Below are 19,606 nucleotides of genomic sequence, written 5' to 3' on the forward strand. Positions count from 1 at the left end.
GTGGTCGGAAGGCGCAATACGGAGGGCCGGATGGCTGGGGTTCTGGGTGACGAAATTGACGTGTTGGCAAAAGCCCGCCGGGCCATGCCGGGTGATTACGTTCCGAGTGACGACGAACCCTATATGAGCGAGCTTCAGCTCGACTATTTTCGCCGCCTTTTGCTCGAATGGAAGAAATCGATCCTCTCTGCCTCGGCCGGCACGCTTTCGGCCCTGCAGGATGGCCCGCTGCGCGAACCCGATCTCAACGATCGCGCGTCGAGCGAAACCGACTGGGGCATCGAACTGCGCACCCGTGATCGCCAGCGCAAGCTGATCGCCAAGATCGATTCGGCCATGCGTCGCATCGACGAAGGCGAATACGGCTTTTGCGAAGTGACCGGGGAGCCGATCGGCCTGGGCCGCCTGATCGCCCGCCCGATCGCGACGATGACTGTCGAAGCGCAAGAAGCGCACGAGCGCCGCGAAAAGATTTCGCGCGACATGTGATGGGCTTGGCGGCACGCTCGGCCTGGCCATGCGCCGGCCGGCGGCCGCGGGCGATCCGCCACGCTGTGATACTCGGTAAACGCGCGGGCGGGCCTGCCGCCCCGCTGCCATCGGCACTTGTCCGCTGGGCCATGCCGATTTTAAGGATTTTTTTGCCGTTTTCGTTTACAGCGTCGGTACGGATAGCTGCGCATGATGGGCAGGGCGGGCGCAAGCCACTTGTGGCTAGCCCCATCTTCCTTGATCCATCCTTGCTGGCCCATCTCTGCTGGAACGGAACCTGACGGTGACTGATATCGACCATCGGCAATTGGGGCGCGACAGCCTTTTTCTGATGGCCGACCTGCGCCTTGATGGGCAGGACGGCGAGCATCGCGTGCGCGTGCGCAATCTTTCGGCCGGGGGGATGATGGCCGAAGGTGCGCTGCGCGTGTCGCGCGGTACCCGGCTTGAGGCGAACTTGCGCCACATCGGCTGGATCGAAGGCGTGGTGGCCTGGGTGCAGGACAACCGCTTTGGCATCGCCTTTGTCGAACAGATCGATCCCAAGCTGGCGCGCGAGCCGGTGGCCACGCAGCCATCCGACGATTACGCCCCGCGCTATGTGCGCCCGCCGCTGGCGCAGAACGAAGCCAAGCGCCTGCGCAAGCTGTGAGCCGTCACAAGCTTTGACTGGGCGCGGGCGAATTCTACCACGCCCTTCTTTACTGGCCTGCCGGCCTTGATCTGCTAGGCAGGGGCCATGGCCCCGCTGTTTTGCCATTCGCGCCGCACGCTTGCGGCGTTTCTGCCGCTGTTGGCCCCGGTTCTGGCCGGCGCTCTGGCCAGTTGCGGCGCAGACCGTCGCGGCCCGCTGCCGGTGGCGCTGGCTGGCGATGAAACCGCATTCCAGACCGCCGCCACCCGCCTTTCGCCCGCGGCCCAGGTCTTGCGCGCGGCAACGGTGGAAGGGTTGGTGGGATTTGACGCGCAAGGACGCGTGGTGCCCGCGATTGCCGAGCGCTGGATCGTGACCGACGATGGCCTCAGCTATATTTTCCGGCTGCGCGATGGCACCTGGCCCGATGGCACGCCGATCGACGCACCCAGCGTGGCCACTGCCCTGCGCCGGGCGCGCAGCGCGCTATCGGGCACGGCGCTGGGGCTCGATCTCGCGCCGATCGACGATATCCGGGTGATGACCGATCGCGTGGTGGAAGTGGATTTGTCCGCGCCGCTGCCCGACCTGCTCACCCTGTTGGCCCAGCCCGAACTGGGCCTGCCACGCACGCGGCTGGGTTCGGGCCCGCTTGGCCTGCGCCATGATGGGCTATCGGCCACGCTTTCCCCGATTCCCCCCGAAAAGCGGGGGCTGCCTGCGCAGGACGGGTTCTCGCGCAGCGTGCGGCCGCTTGCCCTGGAATTGGAGCCGATGGCCGTGGCGGCGCAGCGGTTCAACGACGGGCTGATCGATGTGGCGCTGGGCGGCACGATCGATTCGCTGCCCTTGGCTGGTACCACCATGCTTTCGCGCGGCAACGTCCAGCTCGATCCGGTCATGGGCCTGTTCGGATTGCAGGTGCTGCGCGCCGACGGGTTCCTGGCCGATCCCCTGCGGCGTGAGGCATTGGCCCTGGCGATCGATCGCGATGGCCTGGTGGCTGCATTCGGCATCGGTGGGTGGAGCGGCACGACGCGGCTGGTTTCGGCCGAAGTGCCCGACAGCGACGGCAGTGTCGGCGAACGCTGGGGCGGCACCACGCTGGACCAGCGGCGCGCCCTGGCCCGCCAGCGCGTGATCGCGTGGATGGCGACGGGCCAAGGCGCGCCGCGGTTGCGCATCGCCGCGCCCGACGGGCCGGGTTCCCGCCTGGCGCTGTCGCGCATCGCCGCCGACCTTGCCGGCATCGGCGTGGAGGTGGAACACGTGGACGAGGGCAGGGCGGCGGACTTGCGCCTGGTCGACAATGTCGCCCGCTATACCCGCGTTGCCTGGTTCCTCAACCAGTTGGCCTGCCCGGTCAGCCCCGCGGCGTGCAGCCCGCAGGGCGATGCCCTGGCGGCCCAGGCGCGGGCCGAGCGCGATCCGGCGGCGCGCACCGCGCTGCTTGCCCAGGCCGAGCGCGCGGTCACCGCGGCCAATGGCTTCATTCCGATTGCCCGGCCGCTGCGCTGGTCGCTGGTGCGCGGCGGCGTGACCGGGTTTTCCCCCAATCCATGGGGTTGGCACCCTCTGCCACCGCTGACCGTCGTGCCAAAATAGGCATTTTTTCGAAGAATCGCCACGATGATGGCGATTTTTGGCATTTGGTCATGGCGGTGAAAGGAACAAGCGGCTAGGGGGCTCGGGCCGAGAGATGGTATATCGGGCTTCGCGTGGTGAGGCCGTGGCACTGTCATCAGGCCTTTAGACCCTTCGCGTAATAATCCCCCGCCGGTCCCTGCCCACGTTGCGGCCCGGCCCAGACCCGTTGAGTTTCATGCCCTTTTCATCTCTCCCTGCTGCCGTTTCCGAATCCCTTGCCGCTCGCGGCTATGCCGAGCCGACTCCGGTCCAGGCTGCCGTGCTCGAAGCGGAAGCGGCCGGCCGCGATCTTCTCGTTTCGGCCCAGACCGGCTCGGGCAAGACCGTGGCCTTTGGCGTGGCCATGGCCGCCGACCTGTTGGGCGACGGCATTCCGCCCGCCGGCGCGCCGCTGGCCCTGGCGATTGCCCCCACCCGCGAACTGGCCCTTCAGGTGAGCCGCGAACTGGCCTGGCTTTACGAAAAGGCCGGCCTGCGCATTGCCACCTGCGTTGGCGGGATGGACCCGTCGAAGGAACGTCGCCAGCTCAACCATGGCGCGCATATCGTGGTGGGCACGCCCGGCCGCCTGCGCGACCATCTGGAGCGCGGCGCGCTCGACCTCTCGGCCCTGCGTTTCGTGGTGCTCGACGAAGCCGACGAAATGCTCGACATGGGCTTCCGCGAAGACCTGGAAGAACTGCTCGACGCCACCCCGGCGCAGCGCCGCACCCTGCTGTTCTCGGCCACCATGCCCCGCCCCATCGCGGTGCTGGCCAAGCAGTACCAGCGCGACGCGCTGCGTATCTCGACCATCGACGAACGCCAGGGCCATGGCGACATCAGCTATCAGGCGGTCGCCGTCTCGCCCAACGACATCGAGAACGCGGTGATCAACCTGCTGCGTTTCCACGAGGCGGAAACGGCCATGCTGTTCTGCGCCACGCGCGACAACGTGCGACGGCTGCACGCCACGCTGGTCGAACGCGGCTTTGCCGCCGTGGCGCTTTCGGGCGAGCACAGCCAGAACGAGCGCAACCAGGCGATCCAGGCGCTGCGCGACGGGCGCGCGCGGATCTGCGTGGCAACCGACGTGGCCGCACGCGGGATCGACATTCCTTCGCTCAGCCTGGTGGTGCACGTGGAAGTGCCGCGCGATGCCGAAACCCTGCAGCACCGTTCGGGCCGCACCGGCCGCGCCGGGCGCAAGGGCACGGCCGTGCTGGTGGTGCCCTATCCGCGCCGCCGCCGCCTGGAAGAAATGCTGCGCCGCGCGCGGATCGAGGCGGAATGGATGCCGGCACCCGGCGCGGACCAGATTCGCCAGCGCGACAGCGAGCGCCTGATGGAAAAGCTGCTGACGCCGATCGACGCCGAAGATTTGGCCGACGTGGACGTGGCGCTGGCCGAAACGCTGATGGAAAAGATGGCCCCGCGCGACATCGCGCTCGCCCTGGTGCGCAGCCATCGCCTGGCCATGCCGCAGCCCGAAGACCTGATCGACCTTTCCACCGAGGAAGGCCGCAAGGCCACCCACCGCACCGGCTTTGACGATGTGGCTTGGTTCCGCATGGATATCGGCCGCCGCCAGAATGCCGATCCGCGCTGGCTGCTGCCGCTGCTGTGCCGCCGTGGCCACATCACCCGCAACGAAATCGGTGCGATCCGCATCGGGCCGAGCGAAACCTTCTTCCAGGTGCCCAAGGCAATGGAAGACCGCTTCCGCGCCGCGCTGCAACGCACCGCCCGCGAAGGCGCCGAGGACGAAAGCGGCATCCGTATCGAACCGAGCGAACCGCCGCGTGAAATGGCCCGCACCAACCGCCGTCAGGGCAATGGCCCCAACCGCCCGCGCGAAGGCTTCGGCCCACGTGGCGACGGTCCGCGCGGCGATGGCCCCCGCACCCCGCACCGCAAGGGCCCGCCCCGCCGCCGCGAGGGCTGATGCTGCAACGATCCTCCCCCACATCGTGGGGGAGGTGGCGGCCAACGGCCGTCGGAGGGGGCATGTTCCCCAACTCGAAGCCCAATTACCCCGCGCGTTCGTCCTGCCGCTCCAGCGGTTCGGTGCGCAGCAAGCCCGCCAGCGCCTGTGCATCGGTGCAGGTTGCTTCGCCGCCCAACCGGGCCTGCAAGGCGCGGTAGTGTGACAGCACGGACTGGCCCAGCGCGCTGACCTTGGCGCCGCCGCCGTGGGCACTGCCGGGGAAGGTTTCCACCAGCGGCCCGTGCCAGCAGCGGTTCATCACGTCGACCAGTTGCCAGGCGCGGCGATAGCTCATCCCCATGGCGCGGCCCGCGGCCGAGATCGAGCCTTCGCGGGCGATGGCATCGAGCAGGTCGGCCTTGCCCGGCCCCATGGCGATGGCATCGCCGCAATAGAGTTGCAGCTTGATCTTGATATGCGGTGCCGGTGCCATGGCCCGAGTTTAGGCCAGCACGCATGCCGGCTCAAGCGCGATGGCGATTTGCGCCGGTGTGGCTGCGATCGACGGTGGCGCATTCGAAACAAACGGTTATCGTGGGGTTCGGCAATTGGGAGAGAGCGCGATGCGGCCGGGGTGGACAACGTGGGCGATGGGCAGCGTGGTGCTGGGGCTGGGCCTGGCCGTATCGGGCCATGCGGCCACGCCTGATGTGGTGGAATCCCGAAGCGCGCAGGGTGATGTGGCGCTCACCATCTATAACGGCATGGCCCTGATCGAGGATGTGCGGCGGATCGAGCTGCCCAAGGGCCTCAGCCGCCAGGAATTTCCCGATGTCTCGGCGCAGATCAGGCCGGAAACGGTCACCATTTCCGCGCCTGGTGCCGCCGTGGTGGAACAGAATTTCGATTACGACCTGCTCACGCCCAGTGCCTTGCTCGACAAGTCCGTAGGCCAGGACGTGAGCGTGGTGCGCCTGGGGCCGGATGGCAAGGAAGTGGCCACGACCGCGCATGTCCTGGCCAACAACCAGGGCGCGGTGGTGCAGGTGGGCAACCGGATCGAGGTGCTGCGCGAAATGCCGGGCCGCGTGGTCTATTCCGGGCTGCCGGCAGGCCTGCGCGCGCGGCCCACGCTTTCGGTCACGCTCGATGCTGCCAGCGGCGGGGCGCGGGCCGTGGGGCTGCGCTATCTCTCGCGCGGGTTCGGCTGGAAGGCCGATTATGTGGCGCTGTTCGATGAAGGCGCGGGCAAGCTCGATGTCCAGGGCTGGGTTACGCTGACCAACAGCACGGGCACCGGCTTTGCCAATGCGCGGGTCATGCTGGTGGCGGGCCAGCCAAGCGGCGACGGCGACGATGGCAATGCTGTCGTCTATCCCCCGCAAAGGCGGCGCCCGATCGGCAATCGCGTGGGCACCGGCGGCGAAGACGGGCGCGAGACGCTGGGCGATTTCCACGTCTATCCGCTGGCCGGGCGCACCACGGTGGCCAATGCCCAGACCAAGCAGGTCAGCTTCCTCAACGTGGCCGGCGTGCCGGCGCAAAAGCTGTATCAGTATCGCAATGACTGGCAGCATAGCGCGGAGGAAGGCGAAAGCGTCGATACCGTGCTGGCGTTCACTTCGGCCAAGGATGGCGGGCTGGGCGATGCTCTGCCGGCCGGCACGATGCGCGTCTATATGCGCGACGCGCGCGGCAATCCACAGTTTGTGGGGGAAAGCCCGCTGCCCCACACCCCGATGGGATCGGACCTGGCGCTGAAAACCGGCACCGCGTTCGATGTTAAAGTGCAGCCCACGGTTGAAAAGCGCGAGCGCATCACCGGCGAGGAATGGCAGCGCGTCGATCAATGGCGGATCACCCGCAATGCCGAGGCGCCCGTGACGTATACGGTGGAAGCGCATCCCACGTATTGGCGCACGCAGATGGCCTGGAAAGTGACCAATGCCCGCGCCGTTCCGGTGGAAGTGGACGTGATCCAGGATGGCCTCGACAATGGCTGGCACGACACGCGCGTTTCGGCCGAAAGCCAGCCAGGACGGCAGCTTTCGCGAGACAGCCGGGTCTGGCGCGTGAAGGTGCCGGCGCGCGGCGCGGTCACCCTGACGGCCACGATCGACACCCGCTATTGAGGCGGGTGGCGATGCGCAGCCTGATCGCGGCCGTGGCGCTGTGGCCCGGCCTGGCGCTGGCGCAGCAGGCGGTGACTTCGCCAGCGCCGGCCAGCGTGGCGGTGACGATCTATCGCGAGCCGGGACGGACAGCGGACGCCCATTTCGATGGCAATTGGCTGCGTGGCTATGCCCTCGTCACCGAAACGCGCGATGTGGCCTTGCCCGCCGGGCCGGCCACCGTGCGGTTTGAAGGCGTGGCGGCCGGGATGCTGGCCGAAACCGCGCTGGTGCGCGGGTTGCCTGGCAGCGTGGCCGAACAGAACCTGGACGCAGACCTGATCGGCGCGCGCAATCTCTATGCCCGCAGCTTTGGCCGGCCGGTCATGCTGCGCCGGGTCGATCCCAAGACCAAGGCGGTGATCGAGGAAGCGGGCGTGATCCGCTCCGGCCCCGATGGCGCGGCGGTGATCCAGACGCGCGAGGGCTTTCGTTCTGCCCGCTGCGCCTGGCCCGGTGAATATATCAGCTATGGCGAACTGCCCGCCGGCCTGGTCGCCAAGCCCACCCTGTCGGTGCAAACCGCCGCGCCGGTCGCCACGTCGGCGCGCCTGACGCTCAGCTATCTTGCCTGGGGGTTCGACTGGCGTGCCGATTATGTGCTGTCGATGCGGCCTGATGGCCGCCATCTCGATCTGGCGGCGTGGATTACCCTGGCGAGCAGCGACGATACCGCCTTTGCCGGGGCTGCCGCCGCCGTGGTGGCCGGCAAGCCGGAAAAGCAGCGGCGGGGCTGGGGCAGCCGGTACAACAGCGGCGAGTGGTTGTCGTTTCAATGCGAAACCAACCCTCCACCTCCGCCGCCACCCCCGCCACCTCCGCCGGAGTCGGCGCCGCTCATGTTGATGGCCCCGGCACCCGTGGCGGGCATGGAGGACATCATCGTCACCGCGCAGCGCCGCGCGCCCGTGATGGCGCGGCAGGAAGCCTTGGGCGATCTCAAGCTCTATCGCCTGCCCATGCCCACCACGATCGCCCCGCGCGCGCAAAAGCAGGTGGCCCTGGCGCAACGGCGCGGCGTGAAAGTGCAACCGTTCTATAAGGGCACGCTGTCGCTCGACGATCGCGAGAATCAGCCGCTGCGCCAGGCCATCCGCCTCAACAACCGCAAGGCCGATGGCCTGGGCCTGGCCTTGCCGGCCGGGCATGTCGTGGTGCTGGAACCGCATGGGGCCACCACCCTGCCGGTGGGCGAAGGCCGCATGGACGACAAGGCCGAAGGCGAGGAGATCGAGATCGAACTTGGCCAGGCAACGGCGGTGCATCTGGCCGAGGCCGAGACCACGGAAGACGAACATAGGCAGTGGCGCGATCACATAGCCACCCTGACCAACAGCCGTGACCAGCCCGTGCAGGCCGAACTCACCATTCCCGTGCCGGAAGACCAGCGCCTGACCCGCCCCTCCCGCCCGCTCACCCGCAAGAACGGCCAGCCGCTCTGGCGCGTGACCGTGCCCGCCCACGGCACCGCGCGGCTCACATTTCGGATAGAGGACAGTGCGCAAACCCGTTGACCTTGCCGCGCAAATCCCGCAAAGGCGCGCTTCCCCGGACGGGGGCGGTTAGCTCAGTTGGTAGAGCATCTCGTTTACACCGAGAGGGTCGGCGGTTCGAGCCCGTCACCGCCCACCAGGACCACGCTCCAGAGCGTCCCCCGACATCCTTGAAAATCCAGCAAATCCGGGCTAAAATCGGTCTTGTCAGGTCCACTGCGTCTCCGCAGATGTCACCACGGCTCACCCTTTTGGGGGCCTTTCTGGGGGCCGCGCGAAGGCCCCCTGAAAAAAGGCCCCCACGCCATGCCGCTCACCGATGTTGCGATCAGGAACGCCAAGCCCCGCCCCAAATCCTACAAGCTGAGTGATGGGGGCGGGCTCTACCTCCAGGTGGAGCCGTCAGGCGGCAAACTCTGGCGACAGAAATATCGCTTCGAGGATCGCGAGAAGAAGCTGGCGATCGGGTCCTACCCCGCGATTTCGCTCAGCGAGGCGCGCAAGCGTCGCGATCAGGCCCGCGCCCAGCTATCAGCCGGCCTCGATCCCGCCCGTGAAAAGCAGCTGGCCAAGTATCGCGCCAAGGCGGCAGCGTGCAACACGTTTGGTGAGGTGGCCAAGGAGTTCATCGCCAAGCGCGAGCGCGAAGGCATGTCGAAATCGACCGTCGAGAAGAGCGGCTATTACATCTCGCGCCTGGGGCTTGGCATCACGCGTCTGCCGGTGGCCGACATCACGACCCCGGAAATCCTTGAAGCGCTGCGCCGCATCGAGGCGAAGGGCAACTATGAGACTGCCCGCCGAGTCTTGCAACTCACCGGACGTGTCTTCCGCTACGCGGTGGCGACGGCGCGGCTAAAGGACGATCCGACTCGCGATCTTCGCGGCGCCCTGACCGCGCCCCAGCCCAAGCATTACGGCGCGATCATCGATCCGAAGCGCACCGGCGAACTGCTCCGTGCAATCGAGGGGTACGAGGGTCAGGAGCTGACCAAGCTGGCCATGCAGCTCTCGCCGCATGTGTTCGTGCGACCCGGCGAGCTGCGGCATGCCGAATGGTCGGAGGTCGATCTCGAGGCTGCGGTGTGGACCATCCCGATCGAGAAGATGAAAATGCGGCGGCCTCACCACGTTCCGCTGTCCAAGCAGTCGGTTCAGATCCTACGGCTGGTTTATGCGATCACCGGGCCCTCGGGCTATGTCTTTCCGTCTATCCGCTCGCCGCAACGTCCGATGAGCGAGAATACGGTCAATGCTGGGTTGCGGCGTCTTGGCTTCACTGGCGACGAGATGACGGCACATGGCTTCCGCGCGACTGCCAGTACGCTCCTCAACGAATCCGGCAAATGGTCGGTTGATGCTATCGAACGCGCGTTGGCCCATGGCGATTCCGACAAGGTCCGCGCCGCCTATCATCGCGGGACGCACTGGAAGGAACGCGTGGAAATGGCGCAGTGGTGGTCGGATTACCTCGACACCCTGCGCAATGGCGCCGAGATTGTCCGGTTCCCGGCGCAGACGGGGTCATGAACCGGGGATAGCTGCGTTTCGTCCGCGCCTGGCGACGGGCGTAGGTGCCGGACGGGCAGCGTCGCTTGAACGCATCGTCTCAGGCCGTCTCGACCTGATCGCGCTCTCCTTCTGCTGAGCTCCAGTCGAGCCGGCTCCGCATTCTCGTCGGCATGGCCGGTACGATCGCTGACACCTGGCCCGGCCGCGCTGGCCGGCCCTGTCGGTCCGCCTGTGGCTTCCCTCCGGTTGTCGCCACGCTTTGGGTGTGTGGCGGCGTCTGCCTCGGCTCCAGGGTGACGGGGAGCGTCACGGCCCTGTAGCCCCGCCGCGACGGGGTGCAACCCGGCCCGCTGCGCGGCTCCGGGTGCTCCACGCTGTTGCGCTCCTGCCGGATGCACCCCGCCGCCTGATGCGGGGCTGTCGGTCCGCTCCTGCCGCCCCCCGCCACCCCGGCGCCGGGCCATGGCGGTTTAAGGAGCTTGAAGATCATGAGCACCGTGAACACGAGCGAACGCCAGTCCCTCTACGCCGAGGTGACGTCCCGCATCATCGCCGAACTCGAAGCCGGGCGCTTGCCCTGGGTGCAGCCGTGGGACGCCAGCCGCTGTCCCTGCACGCTGCCCCACAATGCAGGTTCGGGCCAGACCTATTCAGGGATCAATATTCTCATTCTCTGGACCTCTGCCATCGAGCAGGGCTTTTCCTCGCAGCGCTGGCTGACCTATCGCCAGGCCGAAGCAGCCGGGGGCCATGTCCGGCGCGGCGAGAAGGGCACGGTGGTCTGCTATGCCGATCGCTTCACCCCGCGCGAGGAAGCTGCCAAGGCCAGGGACGAAGACCGTGATCCGCGCACCGTGGCATTCCTCAAGCGCTTTACCCTATTCAATCTCGACCAGTGCGAGGGCCTGCCTGACGACATGGTGCAGCCTGTGGCGCCGATTGCGCCCGAACTGGCGATTGCCGGCGCCGATCGCGTGATCCAGGGCAGCGGGGTGACCTTCCGCATCGGTGGCGGGGAAGCGTTCTATTCGCCCAGCCATGACGTGGTGCAGGTGCCGCCCCAGGCTGCCTTCCCCGAGCCGATCAACTGGTTCCGCACGGCCCTGCACGAACTGGGTCACGCGACAGGCCACATGTCCCGGCTGGACCGGGATCAGACCGGCGAGTTCGGTTCTGCGTCCTATGCAAAAGAGGAACTTGTCGCGGAAATGGCCAGTGCCTTTGCCTGTGCCGCGCTGGGCATTGTCCCGACCGTGCGGCATTCCGATTACATCGGCGCTTGGCTCGACGTGCTGCGCGCCGACGAGAAGGCGATCTTCCGAACCGCCAGTGCGGCCAGCAAGGCCGCCGATTTTCTGCTGGCCTGCGGGGAGGACCGGCCATGAGCTCGCCTCTTCCGCCCGAATGGGGCACGCCCGTCCTGCCGACCTTGTCGCCGCGCACATTCTGGCGCCGGGGCCAGCGCGGCCTGCGCCGGATGACCAGGCGCCAGCGCGCGATCTTTGGGGCCGTGCGCTTCGAGGGCGCCAGCTATGCCGAGCTGGCCCAGCGCCATGGCATCAGTGTCGAGGCCGTGCAGGCCGAGCTGGCCAAGGCCCTCTCCACCCTGACCCGCGCAGTCTATGGGCACTGGTGGCAGCGCTGGTGGCCGTGGTGAAAAATTCAGGCCGCCCGATGGCTTGCCATCGGGCGGCACTTTGCGCGGGTCTCATCAGGTAAAGTCGTCGACGGAATAGAACATCGGGTTCTGCAGCCACTGGTCGAGGGTGCTGCGGCGCCAGCCCACGCAGCGCGTGGCAATGCGCGACTGTTTGGGGAAGGTCCCGTTCTGGACCTTGCGATAGAGCGTCGCGCGCGAGAGCCCGGTTTCCTTGAGCACCTGGGGCAGACGCACGAACGAATTGGGCGAGGTAGAATTCATGGCACATCCTTCCTGTTTGCTGGGTTGGATTGGCCGGCCACGAGTAGAATTGGGGCGTTGCGGGAAAAGCGCAAGCGCCTGAGAATCCGGGGAATGCTGCATCTGCCGCGAGCACGCTGCCCGGTACACCGAAGCGCACCTGTACGACCTCGCACGAACACCAAAAAAATTTTGCGCGCAGGGGCTGCGCGGCTGGCAAAACCGCCAAGGTCAACGGCATCGCGCGATCAATTGCTCGCGATATTGCCGCGCGAATCAGCCTGGCGCGGCGAGACCGATCAGGATGGCGCCCGGCGCTGCTTGCGTCGGCCGTGCCCGGTCACTTCCGCGACGTGGTCCAACAGCGCTACAATGATGTCGCGAACCTCCCCGGCGACAAAGCCTCCCGTGTCCGGCTTGATACCGTGCGCGCGGCTAAGATCGTTCCATTTCCAGTAGGGCGAAAGCACGTTCATGAGCCGCTCGGTTTCCGTGTCCTCGCAACCGAAGCCAGTGGCGTTGGCATAGGCCAGGGAACGATTGACATGGAGGCTGATGTATTTGGCGCACCACGCGTCAGGAAAACCCACATCGAGCAAGTGCGACGACATCGCCAGCTGCGCGACGATGCCCGCCGAATAGAACAGATAGGCAGTGTCATCGGCCGTGGGCGAGGCCAGCGATCCCATGAACTCACCTGCTCGCTGATAGCGATCCAGGCTGAGCGCGCGGCCTTCGCGGGTGCGCAGGAGCCGGACAGGCCGCGCATCGTAGCGTCGCCACAGCGCGCCTAGTTCGGAATTCTCGCTCGGCAACGTGATAATGGCAGCGCCCATGGCAGGGGCGCCAAGGTTTGATGAAGTAGCAGGAACGATCGTGTCCATATGTACCTCCGGTCCGCGTCAGAAGCGGGGAGCGGAAGGCCTCAGGTCATCACGCGGACTGACCCCGAGCTCCCGCACGCTTGCGCGCGGGAGCCGCCGGAGCTGGTAACATGCACACGTCATGCGCCGCCGCCTTTAACCCGAAGGTCTGGACATACGCGTCGGCACCCCGGAAAACCGTGTTTTCCGAGTTCGCTTCGTGTGCGGGATTACCAGTCCCGGCGCCGCCTTTTGCGCAGCGCGTTCCCACGATACCAGAGGCGAATCCGCGCGCCAAGTTTTTGCGTGAATTATGGAAAGTAGGGCGTGCCCCTTCAGCTCTTGGACGAGGATACTCAAAAGGTTCCGGCGGGGCCGATGCGGCGCCGGCGACACATCATGAAAGCTCCGATGCGGGGGAGCGGCTTTAGGCCGCGCCCACCTCACCCGACCCTTCACACAGCGCATTAGGAATCATCGCCGCCAGGGTTTCTTCAGCACAGGCGCGACCGGTCCCTTCTTTGGCATCCAGATCGTGTCGGATGCATTGCGGCGTGAGCGATGACGCAGAGGACGATGACGAAAGGGGTGTCGTCCATGCCATTTGTTCGGAACGCATCGCCGTGCTGGAGGAGACTGCGCGGCAGGGAGAGTGAGGTATAGCCGCCGCGTTGATTTCCCGTATCGAACGGATTTTCATCCGCATGGTCCGAGTCTGGGACTTACCGGCCATTCCACAGCCACAAGTTCAAAGACCGGTTTCCCGCAAAAACCCGACATCCAGCTTTCGACCATCGAACTCGGAACGAGACGACCACTGGATCGCTGATGGTCTGTCAGTTGTTGACGAATGGTTTCCACCCGATCGACAGGAGCCGGAACAAAGCTGCCTCCACTCTCACCTAGAACGATCGCCGCTAGCAGGGCTAACACTAAAGCAAACTGAAAATTAGTTGACCTGACGAAGAATTTCAACGTAGCTGCGCGTGTTTACCTCGGATGACACGCTCTTAAATAGAGACGTAATTCTGCGGCGCAACCTAAGCCTCATACTAGCAGATCTCTTCATACATCGCCTAAGCGTTTAAGTTCGATGCGACACACTTCGCTAAAGTGCCGCAGTGGATCCATGCCCCCATTTTGGGCGACCTGTCGCAATTCATGCAAGGTGTGGTTGGGGCCGAGATAAGCCTGAACGATGGCATCGAGAACGTGCTCAGCTTTCTCGATCACTTCGCTGGGAGCGATGAGGCGCATTCTGGCGACTAGAGCATAGAGGGTGACGAGATCCGAAATATCTTCGCGTTCGTGGCCAAGGGCGTCTCCGAACAGCCTCGTCGCCTCCTTGATGAAGTCCGTGTAGATTTCCTCGCGTCGACTTCGCGCTTCTGATTTGATCTTTTGCGAGATCTGAGCGCGAACGGTGAGCCACGATGTCAGGAGCGATCCCAAGCCACCGACTGCCGCCCCAGCGAGACCGACCACTGCGGTCAGAATGGAGCCGGGTTCGCTCAAAGCGGCTGGCCCACGCCAAGGCAGGAGCCGGGTGTGTCGATTATGAGCGGAAGCATCTGATAGGTCATCAGCTAGTTCGTTTTTGCCACCGCGGTTGCCCAGCCACCACCGAGCGCCTGACACAGTGCGACGGCGGCGAGCAGGCGATCGCTGCGGGCCTGGGCAAGCGACAGCTCGGCACTCAAGAGACTACGTTCCGCGTCCAGCTGTTCGAGATAGGGCGAATAGCCCTCGCGATAACGATGAGCGGCCAAGTCCTGGGTGCGCGCCAGTGCGTTACGCTGACGGGTGAGCGTCTCCTCCTGCTCTCGCAGACGATCGACCGAGGCCAAGGCGTCCTCCACCTCGCGGAACGCGGTAAGCGCCGCCCGGCGATAGGCGAAGGCCGCCTGATCGCGCCGCGCCGCCGCGCCTTCTGCTTGCGCTCTAAGCCGTCCGCCGTTGAAGATCGGCGCGAGGATGCTGCCACCGAGCGAAAAGATTGTCAGAGGGTTCGTAGGAAGAAGGGAGGACGCAACGAAGCCTCCCGAAGCAGCAAGGCTCACATTCGGCATCATCGCGGCGCGTGCTGCGTCGAGCGAGCGATCAGCGGCAACGATCTGCTGCTCAGCTGCGGCAAGGTCCGGACGATGGCGCAAAATGCTGGCTGGCACTTGCGTCGGTACGGAGGGAACGGCGAGCGCGTCGAGCGGGGCGCCGCGCACAATTGGTTCGGGAGATCGACCAAGCAGCACGCTCAGCGCATTCTCCAGCTTCGTTATGGCAAGCTGTACCGACGGGATGGCCTGGGCGGTCGCCTCATATTCCGCTTCCGCCTGGGCGAGGTCGAGCTGCGAGCCGTAGCCTGCCTCGGCCCGTCGGCGAATGAGATGGAGTGATCGGCTGCGCGCCCGCAGCGTGCGTTGAAGAATGGCGAGGCGGGCGTCGGACAGTCGCAACTGGACATAGCCGCTCGCGACAGAGGCGGCGATCGCCAGTCGGACGGTGTCCTGCGCATAGCGTGTCGCAAGGAGTTGCGCGCGGGCGGCGGCTTCATTGCTGCGCAATCGTCCGAACAGGTCGAGGTCGAAGCTTATCTGCACTTCCTGTTGGGTTGCCCATTGATCAACGTCGATCCCGAACGGATTGACGCTTCGGGTGCGCCCGCCTGACCCCGCCCCTTGGGCGGCCGGCAGGCGAGCGCCGCGGGCAGCGGCGAACTGCGCCCGCGCCTCCTCGACGCGCGTCGCGGCGATCTCGATATCTTCGTTGTGGGCAAGCGCTTCCTGGACCAGCGCATCGAGCGTAGGGTCGCCCAGCGTCTGCCACCAGGTGGAAGCGACGGATTCCTCTTTCCCAGCTCGATCCCCGCGCCACTGAGGCGGCGGCGCGACGGCTGCTGCCTTTGGCGGAGCTGGACGAGGCCCTGCGCATCCCAACAGCAACGCTACCATGAGAAAGGAACAGGCCTGCGGCTTCACGACGCTGTCCCGGTATCGATCCGCACCTCAACCGACATGCCCGGCCGCAGTCGGTTCGCCTGTTCTTGACCAGGATCGATGCGGACTCGCACGCCTATTCTCTGCGGGATCTTCACGAAGTTTCCGGTGGCGTTGTCGGGCTTGAGTACCGCGAATTCCGACCCTGCCGCCGGGGCAAGCCTTTCAACGTGGCCTGCGAGCGACGCTTCGCCGAGCGCATCGACTGTGAACGCAACCGGCTGTCCGACCCGCACGCGGGTCGTCTGCGCTTCCTTGAAGTTGGCGATGATCCACCGGTCGGGGGGCACTATCGCCAGGAGCTGGGTGCCATTGGTGACGTAAGCACCGACCCGGATACCGACTTCGCCGAGTGCGCCGGCTTCGGGCGCTCGGATGACGGTGTGCTCAAGGTCTATCTCAGCGGCGTGCAATTGCGCTCGCGCCGCTTCGACCTGCGCTTCAAGACCGCCGCGCCCGACTTCCACCGTGCGAATATCCTGTCGTCCGATCTCTGTGCCCGCCAGTGCCTGACGAAGCTGCGCCTGGGCAAGCGCGAGCGCGGCGCGCGTCTGGTCTTGCTCGCGGACAGAAATGGACCCGTCTCGCGCAAGATCGTCGGCGCGCGCCATGTCCGCCTGCGCTCGGGCAAGCTGCGCCCGCGCGCTTGCAGCAGCCGCTGTCTGTCCTGCTAGCCCGGCAGTCCTGGCGGCATGGGCCTGCTGGGCGTTGTCCAGCGCCGCTTGCGTAGCGGCCAGATTGGCACGAGCCTGCTCGACCCGGGCGCGATAAATGCGGTCGTCGATCCGCACCAGCACCTGCCCCGCCTTCACGTCCTCATAATCGTGAACCAGAATTTCCCGTACGTAGCCGCTGACCTGCGGCGCGATCACCGTTGTGCGGCCACGGACATAGGCATTGTCGGTATCCACTGACCTCTCGCCGAAGGGCGGGAGGTCCCAAGCCGACAGCACCATTGAAACAGCCAGAACGGCGAGAGCTACGGCTACAACGATCACGACAGGACGACGACGAGTTGGCCGCCATGCCGTTGAGCGAGTCTCCCCTGTCGTCTCGTTCGACGGTACTGCGTCGGTCTCACTCACTGAAATTGCTCCCACCGGCGGCGGCGACGCGCAACCAGGATGTTGAGGAAGATGAAGAGCGCGATGGCTAGGGCCATCAGCGCTACGAAACGAAAAGTGTCGGTGAAAGCGATCACGGCCGCCTCGCGGCTCATCGCCTGCGCCAGCTGCGTCCCGCCTTGCCCTGCTATGCGCGCTGCGACCAGCGGATCGCCTGCCGGCATGTCGGCGGCCAGCACATTTGCGGCATTGCGTGCCCAGACCGTTTGCAGCGAACCCAGCAGGGCCGATCCCATCAGTCCACCGACATTCTGGGTGATGCTGAATGTGACGACGAAGCTGACCAGATGATCGCCGCCGCGCTGGATCATCTGCAGGAAGCCGTAGAGAAGGGCGGGCCCGACAAACAATGTGGTGCCGAAGCCGATCAACGCCTGGCTCCAGATGAGCTGGCTTGGGCGGGTCAGGGCGTTGGCGTCGCTGTCGAGCCATGCGCCCGTCGCGATGATCAGCGCCGCCATCAGCACCTGCCACGGCAGACGGCGTTCGGACAAGGTGAGTGCCGCCGTCACGATACCGAGCAGCATCGCCAGTGCCACGATCAGGAAGAGGCGATGCTGCTGGTCGTTGTTGAGACCGCCCAGGGCGAGCAGACCGACAGCACTATAGGTTTGCTCGGCTAGCGCTAGACGCATCACCAGCGCCACGGCGACAAAGCGCACGATCCCCCACGTGCCGATCCACTCGAAATGAACGAGCGGATCGGTCCGGCCGGACTCGATCAGGAAAGCGCCGATCAGGCAAGGAATGGCGATCGCCAGCGCGACACCAAGCCAGGGCGCATCGGTCCACCAGAGCAGGCGCCCTTGCCCCAGCACCTGACACAGCAGCAGCAGACCCGTCACTGCCAGCGGAATGGTCAACGCATCGAGAGGCGAAAATGCCCTGCTACGCTCGCTTGGGGGAAGAGGTATTAGAAGGATCAGTGCAAGCGTGGAGCAGGCCAGCGCAACTTCAATTGCATGAAGCCCCCACAGGCCGTCCGCCGTCAACACATCCACCGGCACCAGCCGCGCCAAGGGCGTACCAAGTTGCGCCAACCCCATGCCGATGACAGCACCGAGTGGCTTGGCTTTCGGCGGCAGCGCCTGCATCAGATAGTAGATGCCGAGCGTGATGAGAGCGGCCGCCTCTATTCCGCTCGCAGCCCGCATCAATATGGCGGCAGCGAAGCCGGGCATGGCGAACTGGCACAGCCCGACGATCACGTAGAGGAGTAGTGCGATCCCCGTCACTTGAGGGATGCCGTACTGCGCGCGTGCTTTCACCAGCGTCAGATTGGCGGTAGCGTTGATCGCCACGTAGACGGCAGGAAGCGCCGCGGCCTCGGCGGCGAAAAGGCCGAGTGGTCCGGCGATATTGCCGCTGTTCACGGTGGTGAGAGCATTACCGAAGGTCGAGGTAGCACCGAGGAACAGCCCGACCGCGAGGTAGGCAAGTCGTCGCCGACCGGGATGCGCGGGCGAGAAGGGCGAGCCCGCGAACATCGGCCGCTCTTCCGGCCGGAATACATGTTCGGTGCTCATGGCAGTTGGCCTGCTCCGCCGGACAGGCCGGTCATCCAGCGCAGGCTGGACAGGCTCGGCAGAAAGACATGCTCCCCGCCGCGTACGACGGTGAAATCAGGCAGCCCCTTCAGCCGGCGCCGAACGGGCCTCGCCGGATAGCTGTAGTCGTCGGCGAGATCGCGGCGGCCGACGATCGGATCGCCCCGCGCACCTTCGCCGACGAAGTTACCGTCGTTGATCCATTGCGACTGGACGAATTCGAACTGACGGGCCGGATCGGCGTTGACGATCGCGAGCACGATGCCGCGATCCTCACCGTCTTCCTCCGTCGCGCCCTCGGGCAGCACGGGGCCATAGGCGGAGCCGCGCCTAAGCAGCCTGTGGGTGCGGGCATCGGAAATGGTCCCGTCCAGCGCGTCGCGGGGGTTGACGCGGCGGATGTGGCTTCCGACTGGCGTCCGGAGTCCGTCGGGATCGTCCTGCCGGTAGCGAAAATCGTTGCGGCGCAGCGGATCGGAGACGATGGACGGGTCGTCACGATCAGGGGAAAGGGCGAGCGGGCAGCCGCTGCGCCAGCGCCCCATCATCTTCGCGGCAACCAACTCTTCGCCGTCAGGCGTCTCCGCGTTTTCGCGCAGGTAACGACGGAAAGCGGCGACGTTTTGCCGGATCTTGCGGATCGAGATGAAAGTGCCGTTGCGCCAGAGGATTTCAGGGCCGGGGGCCGCAGCAATCTCTCCAAGTTCATTCTTATAGCCGAGCACGAATTCGCCGGCCCGCGTCACGTCCTGACCGGGCAGCGGCTCGCCGCCCTCTCCTTCGATGAACGGCCGGCTGAGGCCGTCGACATATCCGAAATGCTCGCGCATCGTCGGCGGGATGCCGACATCGAGATGCGAGAGCAGCCGCACGCCTGGCAAGCCTCGCAACGCCTCGTGACCAAGCGCCAGCTTCGCGTCGCGCGCTTCCTCGCTCTGCCCCATCAGAAAAAGGCCCAGATGGAACCCATTGCCGCCGTGCGGCCAATCCCAATGAGCCGGGTCGCTATGACCCACGTCGCCGAGGAAAACTCGCCGCGCCGCCATCCCCTGCACGAAGGGCAGCGGAAAGCCGGCGATGATCTCTTCCGGAACGCCGATGCGCCGCAAACCCTCGGCGGTCAGGACAACGTTGATCCATGCGCTGTCCGCGGGAGCGTCCCAATCCCGCGCCGAGGTGATGTGGGGTAGCAGTCTTGCCAGACCCTCCCGCGCCGCCGCGCCATCGTCGATGCGGAATAGCAGATAAGCGCCGAAATAGGGCATGGGGCGATTGCGCAGCACCGTCCCCTGAATGTCTTCGAGTTCGAGTTCCTCAGCCATGG

Annotated in this window: 17 protein-coding genes and 1 tRNA gene; 10 read left to right on the forward strand and 8 right to left on the reverse strand. The window is 65.8% G+C overall.

Annotated features, from left to right (window positions below; genetic code table 11):
• Positions 1-30: 30 nt before the first annotated feature.
• From dksA to FHT19_RS22620, 4 genes are all read left to right on the forward strand, one after another.
• Positions 31-489: an RNA polymerase-binding protein DksA gene (dksA, locus tag FHT19_RS22605; RefSeq protein WP_168556042.1), complete on the forward strand. Its 459-nt coding sequence runs from the start codon at positions 31-33 to the stop codon at positions 487-489.
• Between the two features lie 286 nt (positions 490-775).
• Entirely contained in the window at positions 776-1,144 is a 369-nt protein-coding gene (locus FHT19_RS22610; protein WP_169476924.1) for a PilZ domain-containing protein, read from the forward strand.
• 87 nt (positions 1,145-1,231) lie between these two features.
• Positions 1,232-2,731, forward strand: a complete 1,500-nt coding sequence (locus FHT19_RS22615) for an ABC transporter substrate-binding protein (RefSeq protein WP_169476925.1) — start codon at positions 1,232-1,234, stop codon at positions 2,729-2,731.
• Between the two features lie 217 nt (positions 2,732-2,948).
• Positions 2,949-4,697, forward strand: a complete 1,749-nt coding sequence (locus FHT19_RS22620; protein ID WP_169476926.1) for a DEAD/DEAH box helicase — start codon at positions 2,949-2,951, stop codon at positions 4,695-4,697.
• An 85-nt stretch (positions 4,698-4,782) separates the two neighbouring features.
• Here FHT19_RS22620 and FHT19_RS22625 read toward each other — a convergent pair whose 3' ends face one another.
• On the reverse strand, positions 4,783-5,172 hold the full coding sequence (locus tag FHT19_RS22625; protein WP_168556046.1) for a LysR family transcriptional regulator: 390 nt from the start codon (positions 5,170-5,172) through the stop codon (positions 4,783-4,785).
• A 157-nt stretch (positions 5,173-5,329) separates the two neighbouring features.
• Here FHT19_RS22625 and FHT19_RS22630 point away from each other — a divergent pair, with 157 nt between their 5' ends.
• The 6 genes from FHT19_RS22630 to FHT19_RS22655 all read left to right on the forward strand — a co-directional run bounded on the left by FHT19_RS22630 (position 5,330) and on the right by FHT19_RS22655 (position 11,512).
• Positions 5,330-6,811, forward strand: a complete 1,482-nt coding sequence (locus FHT19_RS22630; RefSeq protein WP_169476927.1) for a DUF4139 domain-containing protein — start codon at positions 5,330-5,332, stop codon at positions 6,809-6,811.
• Between the two features lie 11 nt (positions 6,812-6,822).
• Complete coding sequence (locus tag FHT19_RS22635) at positions 6,823-8,364, forward strand: hypothetical protein (protein ID WP_169476928.1); 1,542 nt, start codon at positions 6,823-6,825, stop codon at positions 8,362-8,364.
• A gap of 42 nt (positions 8,365-8,406) precedes the next feature.
• Positions 8,407-8,482: transfer RNA gene (locus FHT19_RS22640), tRNA-Val, on the forward strand.
• A 167-nt stretch (positions 8,483-8,649) separates the two neighbouring features.
• Positions 8,650-9,873 (forward strand): integrase arm-type DNA-binding domain-containing protein, encoded by a 1,224-nt coding sequence (locus FHT19_RS22645; RefSeq protein ID WP_169476929.1) that lies wholly within the window; start codon positions 8,650-8,652, stop codon positions 9,871-9,873.
• Positions 9,874-10,343: 470 nt separating this feature from the next.
• Positions 10,344-11,240, forward strand: coding sequence for a zincin-like metallopeptidase domain-containing protein (locus FHT19_RS22650; protein WP_169476930.1), 897 nt, complete (start codon positions 10,344-10,346; stop codon positions 11,238-11,240).
• Positions 11,237-11,512, forward strand: coding sequence for a sigma-70 region 4 domain-containing protein (locus tag FHT19_RS22655; protein WP_248290615.1), 276 nt, complete (start codon positions 11,237-11,239; stop codon positions 11,510-11,512). Before FHT19_RS22650 ends, FHT19_RS22655 begins: the two co-directional genes overlap by 4 nt.
• Before the next feature lie 54 nt (positions 11,513-11,566).
• On the opposite strand, the gene FHT19_RS22660 is transcribed toward FHT19_RS22655, so the two are convergent.
• From FHT19_RS22660 to FHT19_RS22690, 7 genes are all read right to left on the reverse strand, one after another.
• Positions 11,567-11,776, reverse strand: coding sequence for an AlpA family phage regulatory protein (locus tag FHT19_RS22660; RefSeq protein ID WP_169476931.1), 210 nt, complete (start codon positions 11,774-11,776; stop codon positions 11,567-11,569).
• Positions 11,777-12,054: 278 nt separating this feature from the next.
• Positions 12,055-12,639, reverse strand: coding sequence for a hypothetical protein (locus FHT19_RS22665; protein WP_169476932.1), 585 nt, complete (start codon positions 12,637-12,639; stop codon positions 12,055-12,057).
• A gap of 1,044 nt (positions 12,640-13,683) precedes the next feature.
• The gene (locus FHT19_RS22670; RefSeq protein WP_169476933.1) at positions 13,684-14,133 is read right to left on the reverse strand and encodes a hypothetical protein; all 450 of its coding nucleotides are present in this window, start codon (positions 14,131-14,133) and stop codon (positions 13,684-13,686) included.
• 71 nt (positions 14,134-14,204) lie between these two features.
• Positions 14,205-15,593 carry an efflux transporter outer membrane subunit gene (locus FHT19_RS22675; protein ID WP_248290616.1) on the reverse strand — a complete coding sequence of 463 codons (1,389 nt, stop codon included), beginning with the start codon at positions 15,591-15,593 and terminating at the stop codon, positions 14,205-14,207.
• A complete protein-coding gene (locus FHT19_RS22680; RefSeq protein ID WP_348981814.1) occupies positions 15,590-16,609 on the reverse strand; it encodes an HlyD family secretion protein in 1,020 nt (339 codons plus the stop codon). Before FHT19_RS22680 ends, FHT19_RS22675 begins: the two co-directional genes overlap by 4 nt.
• An 83-nt stretch (positions 16,610-16,692) precedes the next feature.
• Entirely contained in the window at positions 16,693-18,261 is a 1,569-nt protein-coding gene (locus tag FHT19_RS22685) for an MFS transporter (RefSeq protein ID WP_169476934.1), read from the reverse strand.
• Positions 18,258-19,604: a peroxidase gene (locus FHT19_RS22690; protein WP_169476935.1), complete on the reverse strand. Its 1,347-nt coding sequence runs from the start codon at positions 19,602-19,604 to the stop codon at positions 18,258-18,260. Before FHT19_RS22690 ends, FHT19_RS22685 begins: the two co-directional genes overlap by 4 nt.
• Between the last annotated feature and the right edge of the window lie 2 nt (positions 19,605-19,606).

The organism is Novosphingobium sp. SG919, from assembly GCF_012932495.1.
GTDB classification, from domain to species: domain Bacteria; phylum Pseudomonadota; class Alphaproteobacteria; order Sphingomonadales; family Sphingomonadaceae; genus Novosphingobium; species Novosphingobium rhizosphaerae.